General features: G+C 49.5%; 23 protein-coding genes. 4 read left to right on the forward strand and 19 right to left on the reverse strand.

Annotated elements, in window-relative coordinates:
- Positions 1-40 precede the first annotated feature (40 nt).
- Together GJ688_RS08830 and GJ688_RS08835 are read right to left on the reverse strand one after the other, a co-directional pair.
- Positions 41-2,479 carry a DUF4855 domain-containing protein gene (locus tag GJ688_RS08830; RefSeq protein WP_170291817.1) on the reverse strand — a complete coding sequence of 813 codons (2,439 nt, stop codon included), beginning with the start codon at positions 2,477-2,479 and terminating at the stop codon, positions 41-43.
- Between the two features lie 146 nt (positions 2,480-2,625).
- A complete protein-coding gene (locus GJ688_RS08835) occupies positions 2,626-3,480 on the reverse strand; it encodes a methyl-accepting chemotaxis protein (RefSeq protein WP_155476189.1) in 855 nt (284 codons plus the stop codon).
- Between the two features lie 158 nt (positions 3,481-3,638).
- Here GJ688_RS08835 and GJ688_RS08840 point away from each other — a divergent pair, with 158 nt between their 5' ends.
- Positions 3,639-4,427 carry a creatininase family protein gene (locus tag GJ688_RS08840; RefSeq protein WP_155476190.1) on the forward strand — a complete coding sequence of 263 codons (789 nt, stop codon included), beginning with the start codon at positions 3,639-3,641 and terminating at the stop codon, positions 4,425-4,427.
- 55 nt (positions 4,428-4,482) lie between these two features.
- On the opposite strand, the gene spoVG (GJ688_RS08845) is transcribed toward GJ688_RS08840, so the two are convergent.
- The 5 genes from spoVG (GJ688_RS08845) to GJ688_RS08865 all read right to left on the reverse strand — a co-directional run bounded on the left by spoVG (GJ688_RS08845) (position 4,483) and on the right by GJ688_RS08865 (position 9,416).
- Positions 4,483-4,758, reverse strand: a complete 276-nt coding sequence (gene spoVG / locus GJ688_RS08845) for a septation regulator SpoVG (RefSeq protein WP_155476191.1) — start codon at positions 4,756-4,758, stop codon at positions 4,483-4,485.
- 190 nt (positions 4,759-4,948) lie between these two features.
- Positions 4,949-5,257 (reverse strand): septation regulator SpoVG, encoded by a 309-nt coding sequence (gene spoVG / locus GJ688_RS08850; RefSeq protein ID WP_155476192.1) that lies wholly within the window; start codon positions 5,255-5,257, stop codon positions 4,949-4,951.
- Between the two features lie 1,048 nt (positions 5,258-6,305).
- A complete protein-coding gene (guaA, locus tag GJ688_RS08855) occupies positions 6,306-7,847 on the reverse strand; it encodes a glutamine-hydrolyzing GMP synthase (protein ID WP_155476193.1) in 1,542 nt (513 codons plus the stop codon).
- 84 nt (positions 7,848-7,931) lie between these two features.
- Complete coding sequence (gene hpt, locus GJ688_RS08860; RefSeq protein WP_155476194.1) at positions 7,932-8,471, reverse strand: hypoxanthine phosphoribosyltransferase; 540 nt, start codon at positions 8,469-8,471, stop codon at positions 7,932-7,934.
- A gap of 240 nt (positions 8,472-8,711) precedes the next feature.
- Positions 8,712-9,416 carry a hypothetical protein gene (locus GJ688_RS08865; protein WP_155476195.1) on the reverse strand — a complete coding sequence of 235 codons (705 nt, stop codon included), beginning with the start codon at positions 9,414-9,416 and terminating at the stop codon, positions 8,712-8,714.
- Between the two features lie 179 nt (positions 9,417-9,595).
- Between GJ688_RS08865 and GJ688_RS08870 the strand changes: the two genes are divergently transcribed.
- Positions 9,596-10,672: a VanW family protein gene (locus GJ688_RS08870; RefSeq protein WP_328597345.1), complete on the forward strand. Its 1,077-nt coding sequence runs from the start codon at positions 9,596-9,598 to the stop codon at positions 10,670-10,672.
- Between the two features lie 30 nt (positions 10,673-10,702).
- Here the strand turns inward: GJ688_RS08870 and GJ688_RS08875 are convergent, their stop codons facing one another.
- The 9 genes from GJ688_RS08875 to GJ688_RS08915 all read right to left on the reverse strand — a co-directional run bounded on the left by GJ688_RS08875 (position 10,703) and on the right by GJ688_RS08915 (position 17,515).
- Entirely contained in the window at positions 10,703-11,668 is a 966-nt protein-coding gene (locus GJ688_RS08875) for a cytochrome c3 family protein (RefSeq protein WP_170291818.1), read from the reverse strand.
- 13 nt (positions 11,669-11,681) lie between these two features.
- Positions 11,682-12,251 (reverse strand): hypothetical protein, encoded by a 570-nt coding sequence (locus tag GJ688_RS08880; RefSeq protein ID WP_155476198.1) that lies wholly within the window; start codon positions 12,249-12,251, stop codon positions 11,682-11,684.
- A gap of 112 nt (positions 12,252-12,363) precedes the next feature.
- A complete protein-coding gene (locus GJ688_RS21325; protein WP_170291819.1) occupies positions 12,364-13,866 on the reverse strand; it encodes a sensor histidine kinase in 1,503 nt (500 codons plus the stop codon).
- Between the two features lie 2 nt (positions 13,867-13,868).
- Positions 13,869-14,540: a response regulator transcription factor gene (locus GJ688_RS08890; protein WP_155476200.1), complete on the reverse strand. Its 672-nt coding sequence runs from the start codon at positions 14,538-14,540 to the stop codon at positions 13,869-13,871.
- Between the two features lie 236 nt (positions 14,541-14,776).
- Positions 14,777-15,274, reverse strand: a complete 498-nt coding sequence (locus GJ688_RS08895) for a MogA/MoaB family molybdenum cofactor biosynthesis protein (RefSeq protein ID WP_155476201.1) — start codon at positions 15,272-15,274, stop codon at positions 14,777-14,779.
- Positions 15,275-15,282: 8 nt separating this feature from the next.
- Positions 15,283-15,729 (reverse strand): MOSC domain-containing protein, encoded by a 447-nt coding sequence (locus GJ688_RS08900; protein WP_155476202.1) that lies wholly within the window; start codon positions 15,727-15,729, stop codon positions 15,283-15,285.
- Positions 15,730-15,732: 3 nt separating this feature from the next.
- On the reverse strand, positions 15,733-16,212 hold the full coding sequence (gene moaC / locus GJ688_RS08905; protein ID WP_155476203.1) for a cyclic pyranopterin monophosphate synthase MoaC: 480 nt from the start codon (positions 16,210-16,212) through the stop codon (positions 15,733-15,735).
- 31 nt (positions 16,213-16,243) lie between these two features.
- Entirely contained in the window at positions 16,244-17,227 is a 984-nt protein-coding gene (gene moaA / locus GJ688_RS08910; RefSeq protein WP_155476204.1) for a GTP 3',8-cyclase MoaA, read from the reverse strand.
- Positions 17,228-17,302: 75 nt separating this feature from the next.
- Complete coding sequence (locus tag GJ688_RS08915) at positions 17,303-17,515, reverse strand: hypothetical protein (protein ID WP_155476205.1); 213 nt, start codon at positions 17,513-17,515, stop codon at positions 17,303-17,305.
- Between the two features lie 177 nt (positions 17,516-17,692).
- Between GJ688_RS08915 and GJ688_RS08920 the strand changes: the two genes are divergently transcribed.
- On the forward strand, positions 17,693-18,691 hold the full coding sequence (locus tag GJ688_RS08920; protein ID WP_235910882.1) for a patatin-like phospholipase family protein: 999 nt from the start codon (positions 17,693-17,695) through the stop codon (positions 18,689-18,691).
- A gap of 120 nt (positions 18,692-18,811) precedes the next feature.
- Here the strand turns inward: GJ688_RS08920 and GJ688_RS08925 are convergent, their stop codons facing one another.
- The 3 genes from GJ688_RS08925 to GJ688_RS08935 all read right to left on the reverse strand — a co-directional run bounded on the left by GJ688_RS08925 (position 18,812) and on the right by GJ688_RS08935 (position 21,270).
- On the reverse strand, positions 18,812-20,146 hold the full coding sequence (locus GJ688_RS08925; protein WP_155476207.1) for an ammonium transporter: 1,335 nt from the start codon (positions 20,144-20,146) through the stop codon (positions 18,812-18,814).
- 185 nt (positions 20,147-20,331) lie between these two features.
- Positions 20,332-20,670: a P-II family nitrogen regulator gene (locus tag GJ688_RS08930; protein ID WP_170291820.1), complete on the reverse strand. Its 339-nt coding sequence runs from the start codon at positions 20,668-20,670 to the stop codon at positions 20,332-20,334.
- Positions 20,671-20,694: 24 nt separating this feature from the next.
- Positions 20,695-21,270, reverse strand: a complete 576-nt coding sequence (locus GJ688_RS08935) for an ANTAR domain-containing response regulator (protein ID WP_155476208.1) — start codon at positions 21,268-21,270, stop codon at positions 20,695-20,697.
- A gap of 244 nt (positions 21,271-21,514) precedes the next feature.
- On the opposite strand from GJ688_RS08935, the gene GJ688_RS08940 reads away from it, so the two are divergent.
- Positions 21,515-22,375, forward strand: a complete 861-nt coding sequence (locus tag GJ688_RS08940; protein ID WP_155476209.1) for a sulfite exporter TauE/SafE family protein — start codon at positions 21,515-21,517, stop codon at positions 22,373-22,375.

Here is a 22,375-nt window from a genome sequence, read left to right on the forward strand (position 1 = left end):
AGGCAAGGGCCTTCCCCGCAAAAGGGGAGGCCCTTGCCTTTTATTGACGGACCGGTTTGTAAAGGCCGATCATCCATTTGTAGAGATCATCGTAGATCGCCCGAATCTTCGGATCAGAACTTCGACTTACGGTAACGAGGGTTTTAGACTCTGCATAATAGACATTTGTGGTCGGACCGTCAAAGCCCAATTCGTGAGCCCGGTTCAATTGCTTATAGAACAACTGATAATATTGAGGATCTTTTAAAAGTCGGTCATCACATTCCAGCTCTACACCCATTCGATACTGGCGGGCTAAATCCGCTGTTCGCGTCATCCGCTCATCGGAACGTTTCGGATCTTCTGCATAATAGTTGGGTTGTAAAAAGGCGTAGTGGAAGCCATAGGAACGCCAGTCATCGTAGCCATTGGCCCCATGGAAGGGAATCCAGAAAAAGTTCTGTTCCTTCGCTCGAACCAGCCGAGCGGTACCTTGCACCAGTTCTTTTTCGCCAGGTATACGAGCGTCCATCGTTTCAGCATACCAGTAGATCCCCGCTAACTCCAGATGTTCAAAGTGAGCCTGTTCCCATCGACTCAACAGTTGCCCATAAAACCAATCAACAGCAGCCAGGCGGTTTTTCAAGGCTGCTTCTTTGCCCAGCTTTTCTACGTCAAAGGACAAAGCCGGACCATTCTGTTCTAAACTGCCAAAGCTACTCTGTTTGGGATCGGGATAGGGTATAGTGAGAATTACTTTTTCTTTTTCCGCCGTCCCCATGACCTTGTTCATCGATGCTAAGGCTTCGTTTAAAGCGCTCAATTGAACGTATGGAGCAAAGAGGTCGTCCAGATAGGATTGCCATTCATCGCGGCTGCTTCCGACCTTGCTGTACGGCAGGAAGAGAATCGTGTCAAACATGCGACCTGTCAGTGAGCCTTTTGGGTCCTGGTGGGCGATCATCGGTAAGAAGTCAGCGCTCGTCCAGGTCCCTCTCGCCTCATGGCCGCCTGTATAGACCAGTAAAACATCATTCATACCAGGTACCTGTAGATAAGTGGGTTCCGGAGCCGGCGCTGGAGCTTTGAGTGCTTCGGCAGCTCGATCCTCTTTGGGTAATAGAAGCGGTTTTGACGATTCCGCTCCTCTTGTCACAGATAAACGTCGCGCAAAGGTCCATATGTCTACGGGGAAGCTGATTTTTATATATCGCGTCGATGCGGAGGGAAACTGAAGCGATAGTGTTCGAGTCTGAACCGTCTTATCGGAGGGTGGAATATCATGGCGGACTTGACCGAGATAGCTCCAGTTCTGTCCATCTGTAGAAAGATAGGTTCGCATGTATTCTGGAAAACGAATCGCAGAGGCGATGTCTTGCATGAACTCCATCGATACTGAAGCAACAGGTTGAGGTGTCCCTAGATCGACGATGATGTCACGACCTTGCTGGCGATAAAAGCCGGTCCACGTATCGCTTTTTGCACCGATACCCTCTTCCGGTCCCGGATAGGATGTGGATTCAGTCTGTTGAAAGACCTGATCCGGTTTATCAGAAACAATCCTATACGTGAAGGGGATTTCCTTTGCGGTATATTCCCTACCGGATTCAACGGGGGAAAGGGATCCCTTCGATTTGTTCGTGTCTACCTTTTTGGAAGAACTACCGCCATAGAAATTCACCATCACATCGTAAGCAGAATAGCCTGCATTGACGGTGACAGTTCCCTTTTTGCTAGTAGACTCACCGATGACAAACTGACCTTGCGGAGTCAGAGAACCCAAGTCTGGAACATCAATCCCGTAAACCGGGGTAAAGGGTAGCCTTTCTTTGAGTTCCGGAATCTCGAGGGGGGTTAGAGAACCTTTTTTGATATCCAGGCTCCGGGTACTGATGACATCGAAGGCCCGCATGGCCTGGCTATGCCTTGTATTAGCAATCGCAGCAAAAACTGCTTCGGCTTCTGAAACAGTCAGAGGGGCTTGCGGGTCAAAGCTACCAGCACGCAAGGGAATCCAGCCTTTTTGAGCGATAAAGGCAACTCCCGTTTGGGCGTAATCGGCCACAGCCGATCCATCTGGATAGGGGATGTAAGATAGGGCCGCCGATGGATCACCGAGGGCTCTCCAAATGAGCAAAGCCGCGTCCTGACGAGTTATGGGTAAATGAGGTTGGATCTGATCGCCTGGCGAGAGAATCCCCAGCGCAACCATAGCCTCCACATAACCGAACTCAGTTGAGTACCGTGGAACATCGCCATAGCTCCCTTTTGTAGGATAAATCGGCTGAATCCCCAGAGCTTTGCCCAGCGACAGAGAAAAAGTCAATCCTGTTACCGTTTGTTCCTGTGCGACTTCTTTTTCAGCCGACAGCACTGGAGTTTCTGCTCTTGCAGCAGCAATGCCAATAAGGGTGCCGTCGTAACCATTCCCCATTGGGGCTATGGAAGTACTGGTGATTAACAAAGCGGAAAGGCAAAAGGCCCATTTTTTTAATCGCATCGTTTTATGTACTTCTCCCATCTCGGGTATATTTTTCAAAAGGATAGGTAGAGTTTTCGACGAGATTATTCTTGATTCCTTTTTATAGGCATAAAAAAAGTCGTTGAGGCGTTTTTTTACGTCAACGACTTAAGGGAGTTTTTTTCCTAACCGTCACGAGCGATCCCGTAAAGTTGCTCGATGTTTCCGTGCAAATCTTCCAAAGAGGCGCTTACTTCCTCTGTCGTCGCCGCCTGAGACTGAGCTAACCGCTCTACTTCAGCCAAATGAATCCGGTTTCCCTTAACATTTCCGACCATCTGCTGTAGACCGTTGCGGATCACCTTGGCATTCTCCGCGGTGTTCAAGGCCAACTTCCGGATCTCTTCAGCAACAATGGAAAATCCTCGCCCCAACTCACCGGCCCTTGCCGCTTCAATAGCCGCGTTTAAGCCGAGCAACTGTGTCTGCGCTGCCACTTGGTCAACCAGTTGGATGGCTTTTTCCATGATATCGAGCCCCTCCATCAATCGTTGCCCCGATGTGGCAATCGCTTCAATCTCCGTCACCAATCCCTCAGCAGCGACTGTGATGTTTGTGCCCATAGCGGCCAATTGGTTTGTCGAATATTCTAAGCTTTGAGCCATTGCTTCGATCCTTAATTGATTTTTCATCGCCGTGGTCGTCGATATGGCTCCGACGACACGATTACCTTCGTAGATCGGAATGGAGACAGCCCTGTAGGGAAATCCGTAGAGAGATTGTTCTTTCTCAACGCGGCGAAGGACTTTCCTCCCTTGTTTGATGGCTTCATAGGTAACCATTCCCGGTTTCAGGTATGGAGACTTATCGAAATGAAATTGAATCTCCTTCCCGTCTTTACACCAAAGGAACTTTTCCGTATCGGAAATACCTAAGAAATTTCGTCCGTCCAGCAAATCATAAAAGCTATCGGCCATAGACAGAACTTTTCGAATTTCCCGGGGCAATTCTGCCACATTACCCGGAAATACATTTGCCATAATGCCTCCCTTTCTGAACGAGTCTTTCGTCCAATTAACGTTTATGCGAATGATTAATTCGATAATTCTGAAAAAACACCTCCTGTTTTTTTCATTTTTTACTTAGTTTAAATAATTCGTCTTTTCTTCTCAAATATCAACAAAAGGAGGAATCTCTAATGAAGATTTATGACATGGTATGGACAGAGATCGCAAATATCGATTTCAGTCGAAGCATACTGTTTATCCCTATTGCCCCGGTAGAGGAGCATGGCCCCCATCTACCTACCGGGGTGGATTGTTTGACTGCGGAAGAAGCCTGCCGACGTTGTGATGCTTCACTCGAAGAGGTGACCGGCTTGAAACCCTTTGTTTTCCCATTAATTCCTCTAGGTTCGGCGCCGGAAACAGCCGATTTCCCAGGTACGATTTCCTTACCGGAGAAATTGCTGGCCAGCCTTGTTCAGCAGACTTTACTTCAAGCCGCTCGATGGAGTTTCCGATATTGCGTCGTCGTTTCTCCTCATGGTTCACCATCCCACTTAGCCAGTATTCATGCTGCTATCCGCTCCGTAGAAGTGCAAGGGGCTATCGAAGTGGCTGAACCGTTCGCCCGCTGGATCTATAGCCGTCCGACAAAAGACTTTTCCGTACCGGACATTCATGCTGGACAGTATGAAACATCACTGATGCTTGCACTCCATCCTCATCTCGTCAAAACAACAATCGTACCGGCTTTACCTCCTTGTTCTATCGGAAATATGCGAGGACCTGGTACCTGGAAAAGCAAAGGGGCTTTGGACGGTTACCTGGGCTCTCCCGCTGAAGCGACACTTGAATTAGGCGAAAAAGCCCTTTCCTTTTTCCATCTTTGGATTGAGGCGGCTAAAGACCTGCATAAGGGGATTAGGCACACTCTTCCACCCTTTCTAGAGGCGAAGGTTCAGATGATCCTTTCGGAAATGTAATCTTGAGTATAAAAAAGCCAGGCAGTAACTTTCCGCCTGGCTTTGAGACTCACCCTTAAAGGGTGGACGCTCCTTCGATTTGTGCTCGTTCGAAAGTGTCCAATACGGCTTTAGATATCATCTCTCGCGCTTCCTGAGAGATAGGGTGTGCGATATCACGGTATCCTCCACTGCGAATCTTTCGACTAGGCATCGTCACAATGAGCCCTTTGGGGCTTTCGACCACTTTTATGTCATGAACGACGAAAGCATTGTCAAGAGTTACCGATACAACTGCTTTTACTTTTCTTTCCGCATCAAACTTCTTTAGCTTTACATTCGTTACCATCATACCTTATCACCTGTACTTACTATGCTAGATTAAATAATTATTTTCGTATTTTATTTTATTTATTTTTATGCTACCGTCAACATATCTAAATAGATTTTAAATTCCTAAAAATTAAAAGCTGCCCAAACACTGATGTGTGGACAGCTTTTTTACTACAAAGAGGTCACTTGGTCAAGTAATAAAGTTTTGCCTAATCGGAGCTATCTGAGGTAAAATAGTCACAGGCCTTTTGTCCATCCTTTTTCTGCGACGCCAGAAAATAGACGTCCTTTATGGCTTTGGATAATTTATCCCGTAACTCTCGAGAGATGGGATGAACGATATCCCGGTATTCTCCGGTGTGAGAACGACGGCTAGGCATAGCGACGATGATCCCCTTCGGGCCTTCCACCACTCGAATGTCATGAATGGCGACCATGTTATTTATGGTGATGGAGATCATCGCTTTAATCTTTCCCTCGGGATCTAGCTTTCGGATTTTGACATCTGTGATTTCCATGGGTTCACCTGCTATCGTTATGTGCTAAATTTTTCTTTCACTATAATTTTACTCGAAGAGCCCCGTAGACTCAATAGATTTTTTAGGTTTGTTAAATGTTTGTATAATGTTTTTTCTAGGTGGATTTTTCCAATCGTGGATCTAGCATGTTCTTGCTTTGGAAACAATAGTTTTTTCGTAGGAACATTTCATCATAGTGCCGGGTGAAGAGCCATGCCTTTATTGTTGTTCCATCTGTTCTTATTTGCGCTCTTCTTTGTAACAGCCTTCTCGGGGTGAGCAAGACTTCGCCGTACCATTCCCTCTAACCAACGCTTCTACGTCGGCATGATATGTTTATCTCTCACCTGCGTTGCGCTCTGTTTAATGATGATATTCGTGAATTTAGGGAGATCGATACTTGTCCCTTCGGCGGCCAGCGTAGGCGTTGGCTTTTTGACCGGCGTGACCCAAGGGGTTTCCTTGAAAAAAAGAACACAGTAACTATTGAAAATAAACCGGAGCGAAATCTGATTTCACTCCGGTTCTTTGATCGTTCTATTCATTAATTGGTAAAGGAAAAGTAAAATATCACCATCATCACGAAGACCGCATTTCCTCCAACAATACTACAGAGTTCATCGGCCTGATTCACGGGGGCCTTATGTTTTTGCTTCGATAATTCTATGAAACCGCTCATGAAAGTAAATAATCCCACCAGTACATAAAAGAGATATTGTAACCATGTGCTAGAGGGAAAGGGTAAAACTTCTCGCAGAGAAAAGAGTACAGAGGCCACAAGCAGAAGCAATACTCCCGAAATTAAACGTATAGTCGATAGATACTGTCTCCAATTGGTAGTACTCAGTTCTTCCATTGAGCGTCTCCTTTTAGACTTTTCATTGTGAAACTAACCTAATACAGCGACCTTGTTCTTGTTTTTACGAAATACATACTTATCATATAATCCTTAGCAAGAATTACAAGTCCCAATTAATCGTAGTACAATTTATAGCCATATAAAAAAAGCAGTCCTGCCTTTCAGCCGAACTGCTTTTTTATGCTTATTTTACTCCCACTCAATCGTCCCGGGAGGTTTGCTCGTGATATCGTAGACAACACGGTTAATGCCCTGAACCTCGTTGACGATTCGGTTGGATATCCGCTCCAATAGTTCATAGGGCAAACGGGCCCAGTCTGCGGTCATGGCATCGTCAGAAGTGACGGCCCGCAGGACAGCCGGGTAAGCATAGGTACGACCGTCTCCCATAACGCCGACACTCTTAACAGTCGTCGGAAGAACTACGAAAGACTGCCAGATTTGCCGGTAGAGACCAGATTTTTTGATTTCCTGGAAGACGATATCGTCGGCGTGACGGAGGATATCGAGGCTTTCCTTGGTCACCGCACCGAGACAGCGAATCGCTAAACCCGGACCAGGGAAAGGCTGGCGCCAGACGACGTCTTCCGGCAGACCTAATTGCAGGCCCAACTCTCGAACTTCATCTTTAAAGAGGGTGCGCAGAGGTTCGATGAGTTGGAATTTCATATCTTCCGGCAGGCCGCCTACGTTGTGGTGAGTCTTGATCGTCTCGGCGGTAGAGGTTCCACTTTCAATGACGTCCGGATAGAGGGTACCTTGAACGAGAAAATCCACCTGGCCGAGTTTGGCCGCTTCTTCTTCAAAGACATAGATGAATTCGTTGCCGATACTCTTGCGCTTTGTTTCAGGGTCGCTGACGCCGGCGATTTTCTTTAGGAATCGCTCTGAAGCTTCCACGAAGATCAGGTTCATGCCCAGTTCATCGCGGAACGTTTTGATGATGCGTTCAGATTCGTTGAGACGCATGAAGCCGTGGTCAACATAGACGCAGGTCAGCTGCTCGCCGACAGCCCGGTGGACAAGCACTGCAGCCACCGATGAATCGACGCCGCCCGAAAGGGCGCAGAGAACTTTACCGCCGCCCACTTTTTCGCGAATCGAGGCCACTTGCTCTTCGATGAAGTTCTCCATGGTCCACTCACCGGTGCAGCCACAGACACCGAAGAGGAAGCTCCGGAGCATGTCCGATCCTTGCGGGGTATGACGCACTTCCGGGTGGAACTGCAGGCCGTAGAAACGGCGGACAGGGTCGGCCATAGCCGCAAAGGGAGCATGGTCCGTCTTGCCGGTACCGACAAATCCATGGGGAAGCACTTCTACTTTATCGCCATGGCTCATCCAACACTGCACAGCGCCAGACATGTTTGCGAAAGGGCCTTCCGCTTCCATGATCATAAGGTCAGCCTTGCCGTATTCGCGGGAATCCGCTTTGACGACTTTGCCGCCCAGTTGGTTGACCATCAGCTGCATTCCATAGCAGATGCCGAGGATGGGAACACCTAACTCGTAAATCGCCGGGTCTACGGCCGGTGCGTTTGACTCGTAGACACTGGAAGGGCCGCCGGTAAAAATGATCCCTTTGGGATTCATTGCCCGGATCTCTTCAATCGGCATGTTGAAGGGATGCATTTCACAGTAAACGTGCAATTCCCGTACTCGGCGGGCGATCAACTGGTTATACTGGCCGCCGAAGTCCAGCACCAGAATCGTTTCATGCGGTTTGGACAAGTTTGTTGCTCCTCTCAATACTCTCTCAACTTTTATGATCAGACAGGCGAACGATTTGTTCCCTGTCTCGCATCCGCAAAGGCCTTATTTGCTATATACTTCCGGTTTTAAGACGGCCACATAGGGCAGATGGCGATAGTCCTCCGCGTAGTCCAGTCCGTAGCCGATGACGAACTCATCTGGGATCACAAAGCCGTTATAGTCGGGGGTGATAGGAATTTTCCGCCGACTCGGCTTGTCCAGAATCGTACAGACCTTTACGGAAGCTGCTCCACGGGATTTCAGGTTGTCTAATAGATAGTTAAGGGTGAGCCCCGTATCGACAATGTCTTCAACGATGAGGATATGCTTTTCCTCAATCGCCCGATCCAGGTCTTTAAGGATTCGGACCGCACCGGATGACCGGGTCCCTTGGCCATAACTAGATACGGCCATAAAGTCAATTTGAATCGGGATACGGATGGAGCGGATCAAATCGGCCATGAAGACGAGGGCACCTTTCAGGATACCCACGACCAGCAGATCTTTGCCTGCGTAGTCCGTTGAGATGGACTCCCCAAGTTCTTTCACCTTCGCTTTTAGATCGGCTTCGGAGACGAGAATACGTTCTACCACTTGTTCCATGATGCTGCCTCCTGTTAATACGAAAATAAGGCCGGTTCCGCAGACCGGCCAAACGAACGATTTTAGTCAAGTGTTAGGTTCGCCTAATCAAAAAAAATTATACCAAGAGCAGAAAAATGATGTCAACAGATCATGGACATATGGTTAAACCAACTTCCGGTTTTTGACGACCCCTTGAGGCCACTTTTGATTGAGGATCAGTCCTTTAGGGGAGTAAGTGACGCCTTATCGACGCCTAGTTCATTGTTTTCCGGAAACTGTTGGCGGCTCCACTTGGATTTGCTTATCATAATCCCAGAATTCGATCGTCAACAACAAACGATCTTGAGGCACGTTGCGACTAGTCGCCTCAATGGTGCTTTTATAAAGGACTTGTTTTACAGGATCGATCCATAGCCGGTAATAGAAATCTTTCCAAAAAGCAGCGAGAAGCCGATTTGATACTTCCACTCGGCATTCCAAGACGAGGCATTTTTTATCGCGGATCATATCCCGTCCGACAACAGTTACTCCTTCAATATTTTTGAATTCCAAGGAATTTAAAGGGCTGATTTCCGAAAGCAGCAGGTCCTGCGGACCAAACTTATTCTTTTCGATGTTATACCAACTCTTTTTTATGGGGTCCCAAAGATAGAACAAGTCGCCTACCGTGAAGATCTCAGTCGGTGACTGCAGGAGTGTTCCCTTGAGATAGAACTTCTCCACTTCTGCCCTTTCACCGGAAAAACGGCTAACCACTTCTTCCCTTCCGTTCACTCGAATCAGAAAGGTGCTTTCGAAGCGAAATTGCGGGCTTTGGAGCGTACTAGCCATGGCTTTCTTCACTAACGCCATGGGATCTTTCGGGTTCCACCGTTCTTGATGGTCGCTCCACATGATGTAAGCAGCGCCTACAATCACCAATAGTATCACTGCGGTCACGCCATAAATCCACCTGCGTTTCACGCCGCCTCCCCCTTCGGCTTCTCCGTATCTTCTTGGAAAAAGATATTTGTCGCTTCAGGTAGGTAGAACAGCAGGGACAAAGGGGACTCTCTGGATAAAATTGTATTTTCTATCTATCATTCCAGCTGAATATACAGGGTACTGTGGAACTAACGAGGAGGTGCAACGATTTGCCTCTTGTGTTCCGCCGTTTCGTTGTAATGCTCGCGGGGTTCTTGATGTGTGCCCTTTTTGTCCTGCTTAACGATGAAAAAACCATCGATTTATCGACGGCATTTGAGGCCCCCGCCTCGAACCAAAGTGGAAATGTGGGGGCAGGCAGTATCAGAAAAGAGGACATTGCGAAAAGGGGGCTACCTACCCAGGGATGGACGGCGGAAGCTGCGTCAGTGTTAGAACTGTGGACGGAAGCTGGAACAACTGCCGGAGAACGCTCTGCTACGTTCGGCGGAACTATCATCGTTCATGTGGGCAGCGAAAAGTATACCTTTTCACCGGGTATCTCCATGAAACAGTTGGGCCCAGGAAAATGGACCTACCAAGCCAGCGGAGACCCCCGCTCGGCTCGAAACACCGCTGCCGCCTTTGTTCGTTCCCTGCCGGAAACGGTCCGCGTCCTTGACGGCGGCGTGCAGATAATTACGGCGGCTTTGATGCGCGGCACCGATACTGAGGTGAGCCTCCCTGCCTGGACGGTAGTTTCGGATGCACTTCTTTCTACGGCCAGTGTCAGTCAGGGCGGACGCTATAACACAGGAGTCGCCCTCAACCTCCTTAACGGACTTCTCCTGCCTCCTGGTAAAGAATTTTCTTTTAACGGCATGGTCGGACCCCGGACTCCCGAGCGCGGATTCGCCGTAGGGAAAGTGCTCAATGGAAACAGCTATATCGACGAAGTCGGCGGGGGCATTTGTTTCGCTTCGACCATAGTCCATCAAGCGGTGAAACGAGCGGGCCTTACAACTGTAGAGCACTACCATCACAGTAAGAGATCCCCTTACGTAGAACCAGGTGGTGATGCCACCGTCTACTACGGGGTCATGGATTACCGCTTTCGAAACAGCGACAGCCCACTGATGCTTGAGAAACGGTCTGCACCTGGGCGATTAGGTCTTCGATTATGGAAAATCGTAAATTATGAAATGTCGGACGAAAGTATCCAGACAGAACCGGACAATACCTGGCTTCACCAAACAAATGAAGAACGAATTAAAAAAACGAAGGAAATAGCCGAAAAAAGAAGGGGCCTCCCATAATATGCGAGAAGCCCCTTCTTTTGTTTTCCATTAGTCTTCTTCATATCTCCGGCTACGACTATACGGCTCAAAACCGTGTTCTTCCCCAAAATGATAGCTGCCTTCATCACCGCGTCTTAAACTGCGATCCTTACGCTGTTCGCCGTTGAACTCATGGCTGTGCCGATAACGTTCAGTACCGCCTGTTCTTCCGTCTCTCTCGAGAGATCTTCCGTCGCTATTGTGACAGTCCACACAGTTCTGGATCTCCCCATAGTTCGTGCTGTGATGCCTTCGCAGCATTGAACTCTCACTGTGACAAGACGTACAGGAGTAATTCTTGAAATCCCCTCCTTCGTGGCACTCACTACAGGAAATTCGATGTTCACCTACCAGAGGAAAATATTTGCTGTGGTCAAAGTTGGATGGTCTCCAAGCTGTCGTCGTGTGGCAAGAGGCACAATCGTCGCCGAAAGCCTGGTGATCTTTTGGCCCTTGATGGCACTCGGTACATCTCCGGTTAAGGTTCGCCAAGTTGTCGTGACTGAAAGTGGCCGGTTTCCATGCCTTAACGGTATGGCAAGCAGCACAGCTTTTCCCAAAAGTCTCATGCCCTTTTGGCCACCGGTGGCATTGATCGCAGCTTTGCTCAATATTCGGTAAGCTGTGATCAAAGCGACTGCTGATGTTTGCCGTCGTTCCGAAATGTTCCCTGTGACAATCTATACAGTCGCTACCATTTTTTGAATCGTGATAAGCCAGCAATTCCCCGGTCATTTGTTTATTCATCATTTCTCGGCTGTGGCAGTTGGCCGTAGTGCAATTCTCGCTTTCTACATTCGACCAAGGGGTATGGCAATCATCGCAGCCTTGGACCGTCTCCGCATGGGCTTGGGCCAAATGACCTGGCGAATAAAAACTTTCCGGCAACATTTTCCATTGAACACTAAATACTAGCGCGGAAAAAGCCGCAAAGGCGAAGGAGAAGAGGATTAGTCTTTTGATTCCCTGTGACATCATTTGTGCTCCCTCACCATCCTCGGTAATAGACGGCCGATAGGACATGCAGGGCTATGAGGAGCCCTAGTGCGGCATTCAGCGGAAAGTGTATCTGCCGCCATTGGGAGAGCATTCTCTCTCCTGCAACCATCCATATCAGGTCTTCCTCTGCTTCATCCCGGCTTTTCCCCTTCTCCATCAAGGTCTTTTTTTCAACAGTCAATTTCTTTTTGACGTAGAAATGCAGGAAATAGCCGATTTGACCGCTGATCATGACGATGAAAAAGAGGACGAAGGCGGCCCAAGGAACGATAGCATGTGTGCGGCCGCCTACGTGGAAGCAAATGAGAAAGTTACCGATGATGGTAAAAAAGACATGGATTTTTAACCAGGTGATCAGCCTTCCCGGAAAAGTTTTAAACCGTTTTTTTACGGAATAACCTAAAGAAAGGATGACCGATAAGGTCCCCATAATCCCAGACCAGTAAAGGCTGTCTAACCGATGTTCCTCATACCACTGGATTCCGAGAATATACCCAAAATACCATATCATGAGGACGCCTATGCCAGCCCAGGCGATACGCCAGAGTAATCCTCCCACCCTTTTTGCCCCCTCCTTTTTACGCTAAAGCGATATGAGCCAACACCAGCAGGAGGGCAACCGCTAAAAATATTCCAGTGCTGCTTACTATGATTCGTTGTTGAGTCCTCTGTCAGTGAGTTTCTCGATGTAACAAGTCCTGTTGAGTGCCTTTTTGATTTCCCTTTTCTTCTTGCAGAGGCAGGCTGGCAGAAAAAATGCTTCCACTGCCGGCAGTGCTTTCTACCTGAATCGTTCCTCCGTGGGCTTCGACGATCCAACGGGCAATGCTCAAACCCAGTCCGGTTCCACCCATCTGTCGAGACCGACCTTTGTCTACCCGGTAAAACCGGTCAAAAATACGTGTTTGAGCTTCCTCTGGAATACCGATACCGGTGTCTTGAACAGTGACTCTCACTTGTTGACCTTTCACTTGTTTTACAAGCTCCAAAGCTAAAGTGACATGGCCCCCTGTGGGGGTATATTTCACAGCATTGTCTACCAAGATGAATAGCAATTGGGTGATTCGCTCTCGATCCCCCCAGATCGATATCGTCGACAGTCCTTTAAAGTCCATAGCTACTCCCTTAGAAGTCGCCTGGTGTTGAAAAGTCCGTAGGATCTGATCGATAAGGGCCCGTAAATCAAAATTCTCACGAAGCAGCTCTAAGTTCCCCGAATCTGCCCGCGCCAGTGTGAGCAGATCGCTCACTAATCGCGTCATCCGGCGAACTTCATCTTTCATATCGGACAAGACCTGTTGGGAGAATTCCGATAGATTTCTGCTATCGTCAGCCTCGATCACTTCGATAGACGAATGGAGCACACTGAGGGGCGTGCGCAGCTCATGGGATGCATCGGCGACGAATTCCCGCTGACGGGTAAAAGATTGTACGATCGGTACCATGGCGCGTCCCGCCATATAATAGGCAGCACCAGCTGCGAAGAATAGGGAAAGAAGGGATAATACCCCGAGAACAAACAACAAGCGTTGCAGCACATGGTGTGATGAAGTCACGTCAAAACCGGCATAGGCAGCACCGATGAACCGGTTTCCTTCATAAAGAGGTTGAACAGCGATCAGAAGTTGAAACTCTTGATCGCGCATCCCCGGGACACTGACCAGCTTCGTTTCGGTCTTTGTAGGAACCCAGTCCCGAATTTGCTCCATAACTACCGGTTGAATCGAGGGAAGGACCTCTCGACTGCGAATCGAGCTCCCCTTCTCGTCTGTCAATAGATAAAAGAGGAATTTGCTGCGGTCGGGATCATCAGCCTCTATAAAATCATCCATTTGGGTATTGTCATCGGTTGCAACAGAAACTGAACTTTCATCATCATATTTTTCTGTTGGCGGCACAACGGCCATATCTCGTCTGGATTTTCCGTAATGGTCTTTGTGGTCTTCTTCATTCTTGTACGGAGGAAATCCGAGACTACCAAAGATATGTCTTTTTTTCATTTCTTTCGTTTGCTCAGAAGTGATTCCGGTCAGCAACGATAGAAGCTCTTGCTTTTCTTCTTGATAGAGCATGGAGGAGAGAGCCATATAGGTGATCACTGTAAAAAGGAGTAAAAAGACGATCATCAAACCGGTATAGATAATCGTCAAACGGGTCCGGGTCCGGGTAAACACATTCATTCCTCCAATGTATAGCCGACCCCTCGGATGTTATGTATCAGCTTCCGTGTTTCAGGTGATTCGATTTTTTTGCGCAATAGGCGGATATAGGCGTCTAAAGTGTTATCGGTCACTTCCGAATCATAGCCCCAAACCCGTTCCATGATTAATTCCCGGGGAAGTACTTGGCCACGGTTTTGTACGAGCAGATCGAAAAGGTGGTATTCTCGGGTGGTGAGTTGGATCTCGTCACCGTTTCTGGTGACGGAACGACGGCTCCGGTTGAGCATCAGATCAGCCACTTGAACGACCTCTTCCTGAAGGGGGATATGGCCGCGCCGGGAGAGCGCCCGGAGCCGAGCGGATAGCTCGACGAAAGCAAATGGTTTCACCAGGTAGTCATCAGCTCCGGCGTCGAGTCCTTGCACACGGTCTTCCACGGCATCCTTAGCCGTGAGCATGAGGATCGGACCTCCCTGCCCTTCTTGCCTAAGTCGCTGACAAAGACTTACACCGTCAACGGCGGGCATCATCCAATCTAAAATCAACAGGTCATAATGGATCGTTTTGGCGTAGTCATAGGCGTCATCACCTCGTTGAACCCAATCCACTTCATGGCCTTCCCGTTTGAGCATATGGCCGATTAAGTTGCCCAGTCGCGGGTCGTCTTCCGCCAGTAGGATCTTCATCCCTAACCACCTCGTTAGAAACAATCGGTTCATCCATCATCTGCCGAACAGCAGAAGATGATCTCCTATTCGTTCTTTCCCTTAGACTTCCTTTTTTCTATGAGAACTTAGGACCCTTTTTCACCCGCTTACCTTAGACCACTATACCTTCGCTGTCTGAAAAAGAAATGAAAGCAAAACCCCGGTAAATTGGCTCAGACCAATTCACCGGGGTTTCCTCTTCTTAACTCTTCAGATTACTTTTCCGGCCGGGCGCATTCACCAGCTTGCCCTTTAAGGATTTCAATGCCATGAGGCAATGCTTGTAGAATAACATCCAAACATTCCGCTACGGCTTTAGGGCTACCCGGTAAATTGATGATCAGTGTTTTTCCCCGGATTCCCGCTGTACCCCGTGTGAGCATCGCCCGGGGTGTAATTTTCATGCTTTCAGCACGAATCGCCTCAGGGATACCGGGAACAAGCCGCTCTACTACAGCCAAAGTGGCTTCAGGCGTCACGTCCCGGGGCGAAAAACCAGTTCCTCCGGTAGTAAAGATGAGATCCAGTGCCAGATCGTCAGCCATCTCTCGAAGCGCCGCAGCGATCAGTTCCCGCTCATCAGGGACGATTTTATAGGCTGCCACGTTGCCGTCGATATGGCGAAGGGAGTCGCTGATCACAACGGCCGATCGGTCTTCTCGCTCACCGCGGCTGCCTTTGTCTGACGCAGTAAGAATGCCTACACGAATCATCAGGCTTTTCACTCCTCCGGCTCTGTAATCGCTTTCACAGGATCGCCCACTTGAACCGGTCCGCCAGTCAACACTTTGATGAAGATTCCTTCTTTGGGCATGACACAATCGCCAGCCTGATAGTAAATCGCACAGCGGTTGTGGCATTCCTTTCCGATCTGGGTGACTTCCCCGATCGCCTCCGGACCGAGTCTTAGTCGGGTGCCGATAGGCAAAGAGAGCAAATCAATTCCTTCCGTGGTGATGTTTTCGGCAAAATCGCCCGGGTTCACATCCAGTCCCATGTTCCGCATTTTCTGAATGCTTTCTAAGGCGAGCAAGCTGACCTGCCGGTGCCAGGGACCGCCGTGAGCATCTCCCTCTAAACCGAAATCGATTTTTAGCATGCCTCGGTCAATGTTCTTCTTGCGCATCCCTTTTTTCTCGCTGGTGCATACGGCCACAATTTTCGCCATCACTCATTCCTCCCTGATATAGGGACCGCTTTTTCCTCCCGATTTCTCCATCAGCCGGATGTCGGTAATCACCATCTCTTTGTCCATGGCTTTACACATGTCATAGATCGTCAAAGCCGCCACCGAAACAGCCGTCAATGCTTCCATCTCTACGCCGGTCTTACCGGTCGTCTTTACACGAGACTCGATCTCTACGCAGGCATGCAGCTCATTCAACGTAAAATCTAGCGTGACACCAGTAATATAAAGGGGATGACAAAGAGGAATCAGCTCACCGGTCTTCTTCGCAGCCATGATGCCAGCCAACCGGGCTACCGCCAGCACATCGCCTTTGGCGATCTGCCCGTCACGGACACGGCGGAAAGTCTCCCGGGCCATAGTCACTCTGCCTCGAGCTACCGCTTCTCGAACCGTATCCTCTTTTACGCTCACATCGACCATGCGAGCGCAACCTTTGTCATCAAAGTGGCTCAACGGATCCATTTGGACACCACCATTTCATTTTTCCAAAAAATCATCCGCCTATCTGGGACATCATCCGCGCCTGTTCTCCCCAACCGTCTTCCTGCATGCTGTGCTGCTGCGGCTTGCCTTCGATAGCCTCCCGGAAGATCCGGCGCAAGAGGTTGTCCGATGCCCCCTTACGCAAAGGTCCTCGAATATCGATTTCTCGGCTGGAATGGAGGCAAGGACGAAGTTTCCCTTCGGCAGTCAACCGCAGGCGGTTGCATAAGAGGCAGAAGTGTTTTGAGATGGCACTGATAAAACCGACCGTTCCCGGCGCCCCAAGCAAACTGGTGTACCGGGCTGGGCCGCCTCCGGTGATTTCCTTCCGACCCGTCAAAGTCAACCCTGCCGCGGCCAAAGACTTTTCCATCTGCTCTACAGAGTAAAAGTGCCCATGAAAACGGGGATCTCCTTCGCCGATAGGCATCAATTCGATGAACCGCACGTGAATAGGCAAGCGCTCTGTCAAGCGAGCAAAATCGACAACCTCATCGTCATTGACGCCGCCCATGACGACAACATTCAGTTTCACCGGATGGAGCCCTTCATCCAAGGCAGCCTCGATTCCCGCCCAAACATCTTTCACCTGTCCGGTACGGGTGATGGACAGAAACCGTTCCGGCCGCAGCGTATCGAGGCTGATGTTAACGCGGTTCAAACCGGCCGCTTTTAAATCCCGGGCAAACTGGGGGAGCAATATTCCGTTCGTTGTCAGGGCCACATCTTCGATACCTGGGATCTCTTTGACTCGAGCTACGAAGTCGACAATACCTTTACGCACTAAAGGCTCACCGCCAGTCACCCTAACCCTCCGAATCCCTTCTGCGGCGGCGATGCGAATCAGTTGTTCAAATTCTTCAAAACGAAGGACTTCTTCATGGTCGACAAGGGGAATCCCCTGCTCCGGCATACAGTAGACACAGCGAAGGTTGCAGCGATCAGTGACAGAGACCCGTAGGTAGTGAATATCTCGGGCAAAAGGGTCGATCATCTTTCGTCACCTCGTCTTTTGAAAGTTACGGCTGGTCATGAATTCTGCCTGGAAACCGGCTGATAGGCTAATTGGTTAGAAGCAGCCCAGTTCGCAGTGGCGTATTTTTATTTTCAGTTCGTTCGCTAAACGCCCGACGAGATGATAAGGTACGGAAAACTGTTCTGCAATCGCCCTGGCTTGGCTGCATGTCAAACGGTTATCTTCTAACGCATCAAGCATCGCTTGCTTTATCTCATCGGTCTCAGCCGGACTCGTCGAAACAGCAAGATCATTGTTAGCAGACACTGCTCGTCCTCCTTACTTTTATCATAGCATATTACAAAATGCTTAGATTTTCAAAATCTTTTGACCAAAACGTGCTTGTGATAATTTTACCATGATGGTCTTCCTCTGAGAAGACGAAACATTTTCCCCAGCACCATCATAAAATGGACGTGACATGGCGGGAATAAGGTGATAAGGATGGAATGGGCTCTTGTTCTCAGCGGCGGCGGATCTCGCGGTGCCGCTCATATCGGTGTAATTCAAGCTTTAGAGGAAGAAGGTTTGCGACCGCCTCTCGTGATCGGTGTCAGCGCGGGCGCTTTCGCAGGTGCTCTCTATGGGACGGGGCACTCTCCGGAAGACATGATCGCTATCGCGAAAAGAGCTTCAAAGCACTTTTTCTTTGACTTCGACTGGCGCTGGGTCTGGCAGGCGCTAATGGGTCTATGGTATAAGGTTCGAGGACGTCCGAATGCATCCATTTGGCCTGGTCTGCCGAGCGGGATTTTGCTCGGCCGTCAATTAGAAAAACTATTTACCAACATCTGGGGAGATTGCACCCTTGATCATAGCACACCGCAGGTAGTCATCACAGCGACAGACCTGATTACGGGGGCCTCCATTTGTTTTACGCCTCGAGATTTGATCCCGCAAAACCCGCTGCCATACCGGCGCTTTGTAAACGGTATCCCCATCGCCAAAGCCGTACGGGCCAGCGTAAGCATACCGGGCGTTTTTCATCCCGTACAAATCGACGACTTTTTTCTCGTCGACGGCGCCGTTCGAACAAATATGCCTACCGATCTGGCCCAGTCCTTCGGTGCGAAAAAGGTCATCTGTGTAAATCTACGGGATCCTGATCAGCCGGCAGGCAAACCTCAAGACCTGCTCAATACGATGCTGCGTTCGATCGATATCCTGGGCTTTGAGGTCGATCTGTGTACCATCGTAAACAAAACAGACATCGTCATCGAACCGCGCCTCGGTGCGATGGGTGCTTTTGATTTTGGTGAGATTGAAGAAGCTGTAAAAGCCGGTTACACAGCGACGCAAGCCGCCATTCCGGCGATTCATGAGATCCTTCGCATCCCTGTGGGTAACGCGGAAAAACCGGAAGAGGTTAGAGATCCCCTCCCGGAAACAGTCTCATCAGAAACGTTGATTCGTTTCTGTTCGCGGCGCTCCCAGCTAAAATAAAAAGATTAAACCAAACGATATTCATGCAAATGTACTCATAACAAAGATAGAACCGGTGTGTACCTCTTCATCGGTCCACACCGGTTCTATCGGGCATATTTTGTTTAATTCCGAATCAGTTTACTTCCCGGAACTCTGCGTCGGTGTCAATTGTGTCCACTGCATCGGTGCCGATTCAGGCAAATTGGACAGGCTTGGAGCTCCGCTATGGGTTGGGAAGGTTGGGCTGTCCGAATAGGCAGCGATACCATGCTCGGCCAGATCCATGCCGTCTAATTCCTCTTCTACGGTGACACGAATTCCTACAGTTGCTTTAAGGACGGAAAAGACAATATAAGTGGCGATGAAGGCAAACAAAGATACGCTAAGAACACCAAGAGCTTGTGTCCCGAGAAGTCCCCAGCCGCCACCGTTGAGTAATCCTTTTTCGGAGTGGAAAAAGCCGACTGCCAGCACACCGAAGGTTCCACAGAACCCGTGAACAGCGACTGCACCGACCGGGTCGTCAGCACGCAGGTGATCAACCCAGCCAACCGCTTCCACAACGAGCACACCAGCGATAGCTCCGATGATGACGGCAGAGACGGGACTCACGCTGGCACATCCAGCGGTGATCGCCACCAGACCAGCCAAACAGCCGTTGATGACCATACTCGGATCCGGTTTTCCCCACTTGAGAGTGGTATAGATGGCGCCGATGGTGCCACCAGCTGCGGCAGCCAAGTTTGTCGTGACAGCGATTCGGGCAATATTCATATCGAGGCCGGAGAGGGAGCTGCCGGGGTTAAAGCCAAACCAGCCAAACCAAAGCATAAAAGCACCCATGGCGGCCAAGGGAAGGTTGTGACCAGGGATGACGTTGGGACTTCCGTCCGCGTTAAATTTACCTGTTCGGGGTCCAAGAACGATGATAGCAGCCAAAGAAGCCCATCCGCCAACAGCGTGGACGGCGGCGCTTCCGGCGAAGTCGACCATACCCATCTTCGCCAGCCAGCCTTCGGGGTTCCAGACCCAGTGACCTGCCATGGGATAAATAATGGCTGTCGCTAGAAAACTAAAAACAATATAGGGTGCAAACTTCATCCGCTCCGCTACGGCGCCGGAAACGATCGTCGCTACGGCGACGGCAAAAGCGGCTTGGAAGAGCCAGTACGCATAAAGGGGAATTTTCAAACCCAAGTGGGCAGCTTCGCCCTGTAAGAAAAAGTCGCTGATGCCGATGATACCGGCTTTGTCTAGTCCGTACATGACACCGAAACCGACAGCCCAGTAACCCAGCATGCCGACTGTGCAATCCATAAAGACTTTCATGATGATATTAATGCTGTTTTTCGCCCGGATAAACCCTGCTTCTAGTGCTGCAAAACCGGCCTCCATAAAAAAGACGAGGGCCGCGGCCACCAGCACCCATACCGTATCGATGCCCATGGCCAGTTGATTCAATGACTGCTCCATCTTCATTCCTCCCTAAAACACTGTACCACTTTGATGAATCTCGGGCAAAAAACAAAAACACCCTCAGACCCGACCAACTGGCCGGATCTGAGGGCGTCTTTGCCCCTGTACCACTATACCTCTTCTGCCATTATAGATATGATTGGGGATTTTGACAACTGTTTTCTATGGATCAAGACAACTCTTTATAAAGCCTCTGGTCCCCGTTCGCCGGTACGGATCCGCAGGGCATCCTCCATGGGGAAGACAAATATTTTTCCGTCCCCCACGTGTCCAGTCCGTGCTGCTTCCGCGATACAGTTAAGAACCCTTTCCGCTTCTCCGTCAGACACTACCAACTCCAACTTAACTTTTGCACGCAATGTAATCGGGTATTCGCAACCCCGATAATGGCCCACTTCCCCTTTTTGCTGGCCGCACCCCATCACCTGAGTCAAGGTCATACCTCGGATACCAATGGCCTCCAGTTGCTTTTTGACGAGGTCAAGACGTTCCGGACGGAAGATCGCTTCAATCTTTTTCACTCTTTGTCACTCACTCTCTAATTACTAGACGTCATAGGTAACGATGATGGCCTCTGCTACCGCTTTTACGCTCATGCGTTTATTCATGGACTGTTTTTGCATGCGTCGAAAGGCTTCTTCTTCATTGATGCCGAGGTTACGCATTAAAAGACCCTTGGCTTTTTCTACAACTTTACGGGTCTCAAGCGTGTTTTTCAGCTTCTTAATCTCTTTTTCCAGCTTCACTACTTCCCGGTAGCGGCTGACAGCGAGGTCGATGACTGGCTGCAGTGCCGTTTCCTGGACCGGTTTGATCAAGTATGGTATCAGTGTGTCTGCTGTTCGGCTTCCATAGCCGTGCCGGATTCCTCGTTCAAGCAGAAGTATGACCGGGCAGAGCCGCTCATCCTCGATTATATGGGCCACATGCTCCCCGTCTTTCATCGCCGGCGACAGGGAGATAAATACCAGGTCGGGAGTCAGCCGTCGGATCATTTTCAGGGTTCCTAAGCCGTCGTCGGCCTCACCGATGACAACTTGACCCAAGGCGTGCAGCAGTTTCTTCAGCTCTGATCGTTGGAGTTCATCCGGTTCTCCGATAATGACGCGTAATCCATGCATTACCTAGCCCCCACCTTTATCTACACCGGAAAAAAATAACCGGATAGCATAATTATATTGTAAACGAGCGCCAGGACAAGCGTCAAAGGTTGGATTCCGTAAAAGAAACCCGTTCTCTTTTAATTTCTGTTCCCTGTTGCCTGAATGGTCAGATTTTAACAGTTCGGCAGGAAACATGGCTTTACTGGCGAAAAACCTAGCGAAAAGATGTGTTTGATAGATCAATCTTTTTGGTTGGATAGACATGGAAGAGGTGGTAACTACGGAATTAACATTTTCCCCGTCGCTGATTCTCGTTCTCTCATTTTTCTTTGGGATCCTCGGCTCTTTACTCGGCCTAGGGGGCGCGCTCTTTCTCACTCCAGTGTTGACTATTTTCATGGGGGTGCCTATCCATTATGCCATCGGAGCCGGCTTTATCTCCATTATCGCCACCTCAAGCGGTTCAGCAGCGGCATATGTTCGAGACCGGATTACGAACATACGAGTCGGTATGTTTTTAGAGATCGCGACTACCGTAGGGGCGATCTCCGGGGCTTATATTTCCGGTTTGATCAGTTCACAACTGCTTTTCATCGTCTTCTCAGCCATGATGTTTTTCTCTGCCTTCATGATGTTCCGTAACCGAAATGTTGAATTCGTAGAAATAGCGGAGGAACATGCTTTAGCTGAAAGACTGGGACTGAGCGGAGAATATGTCGATAAAGCTCTCGGGCGAAACATTGTCTATAAGACCCAAAATCCGTTGCAAGGGCTTGGGCTGATGTATGTAGCCGGTGTGTTGTCGGGCCTTCTCGGGATCGGCAACGGCGCCTTAAAAGTTTTGGCGATGGACCAAATCATGAAGATGCCTGTCAAAGTCTCCTCGGCGACGAGCAATTTTATGATGGGGGTCACAGCGGCGGCAAGTGCCGGCGTGTTTTTTGCCCGCGGCGATATCCATCCTGCCATCGCGGCCCCTGTCGCACTTGGGATGATGCTGGGAGCTACAACAGGCAGTCGAATCATGAATCGGCTGCGTGCGAAAACACTTCGCAAGATCTTTGTTCCGATCTTACTCCTTATCGCTGTTCAAATGCTGCTCAAAGGTCTGGAGGTCATGTGA

The sequence above is a fragment of the Heliobacterium mobile genome (genome assembly GCF_009720735.1).
In the GTDB taxonomy this organism is placed as follows: domain Bacteria; phylum Bacillota; class Desulfitobacteriia; order Heliobacteriales; family Heliobacteriaceae; genus Heliobacterium; species Heliobacterium mobile.

Excerpts from the sequence above, each read along its gene's own strand:
- GJ688_RS08830 (WP_170291817.1), bottom strand. The coding sequence starts at position 2,479 with ATGCGATTAAAAAAATGGGCCTTTTGCCTTTCCGCTTTGTTAATCACC.
- GJ688_RS08835 (WP_155476189.1), bottom strand. The coding sequence starts at position 3,480 with ATGGCAAATGTATTTCCGGGTAATGTGGCAGAATTGCCCCGGGAAATT.
- GJ688_RS08840 (WP_155476190.1), top strand. The coding sequence starts at position 3,639 with ATGAAGATTTATGACATGGTATGGACAGAGATCGCAAATATCGATTTC.
- spoVG (WP_155476191.1), bottom strand. The coding sequence starts at position 4,758 with ATGATGGTAACGAATGTAAAGCTAAAGAAGTTTGATGCGGAAAGAAAA.
- spoVG (WP_155476192.1), bottom strand. The coding sequence starts at position 5,257 with ATGGAAATCACAGATGTCAAAATCCGAAAGCTAGATCCCGAGGGAAAG.
- hpt (WP_155476194.1), bottom strand. The coding sequence starts at position 8,471 with ATGGAACAAGTGGTAGAACGTATTCTCGTCTCCGAAGCCGATCTAAAA.
- GJ688_RS08875 (WP_170291818.1), bottom strand. The coding sequence starts at position 11,668 with ATGTCACAGGGAATCAAAAGACTAATCCTCTTCTCCTTCGCCTTTGCG.
- GJ688_RS08890 (WP_155476200.1), bottom strand. The coding sequence starts at position 14,540 with ATGAAGATCCTACTGGCGGAAGACGACCCGCGACTGGGCAACTTAATC.
- GJ688_RS08895 (WP_155476201.1), bottom strand. The coding sequence starts at position 15,274 with ATGATTCGTGTAGGCATTCTTACTGCGTCAGACAAAGGCAGCCGCGGT.
- GJ688_RS08900 (WP_155476202.1), bottom strand. The coding sequence starts at position 15,729 with ATGGCGAAAATTGTGGCCGTATGCACCAGCGAGAAAAAAGGGATGCGC.
- moaC (WP_155476203.1), bottom strand. The coding sequence starts at position 16,212 with ATGGATCCGTTGAGCCACTTTGATGACAAAGGTTGCGCTCGCATGGTC.
- moaA (WP_155476204.1), bottom strand. The coding sequence starts at position 17,227 with ATGATCGACCCTTTTGCCCGAGATATTCACTACCTACGGGTCTCTGTC.
- GJ688_RS08920 (WP_235910882.1), top strand. The coding sequence starts at position 17,693 with ATGGAATGGGCTCTTGTTCTCAGCGGCGGCGGATCTCGCGGTGCCGCT.
- GJ688_RS08925 (WP_155476207.1), bottom strand. The coding sequence starts at position 20,146 with ATGGAGCAGTCATTGAATCAACTGGCCATGGGCATCGATACGGTATGG.
- GJ688_RS08935 (WP_155476208.1), bottom strand. The coding sequence starts at position 21,270 with ATGCATGGATTACGCGTCATTATCGGAGAACCGGATGAACTCCAACGA.
- GJ688_RS08940 (WP_155476209.1), top strand. The coding sequence starts at position 21,515 with ATGGAAGAGGTGGTAACTACGGAATTAACATTTTCCCCGTCGCTGATT.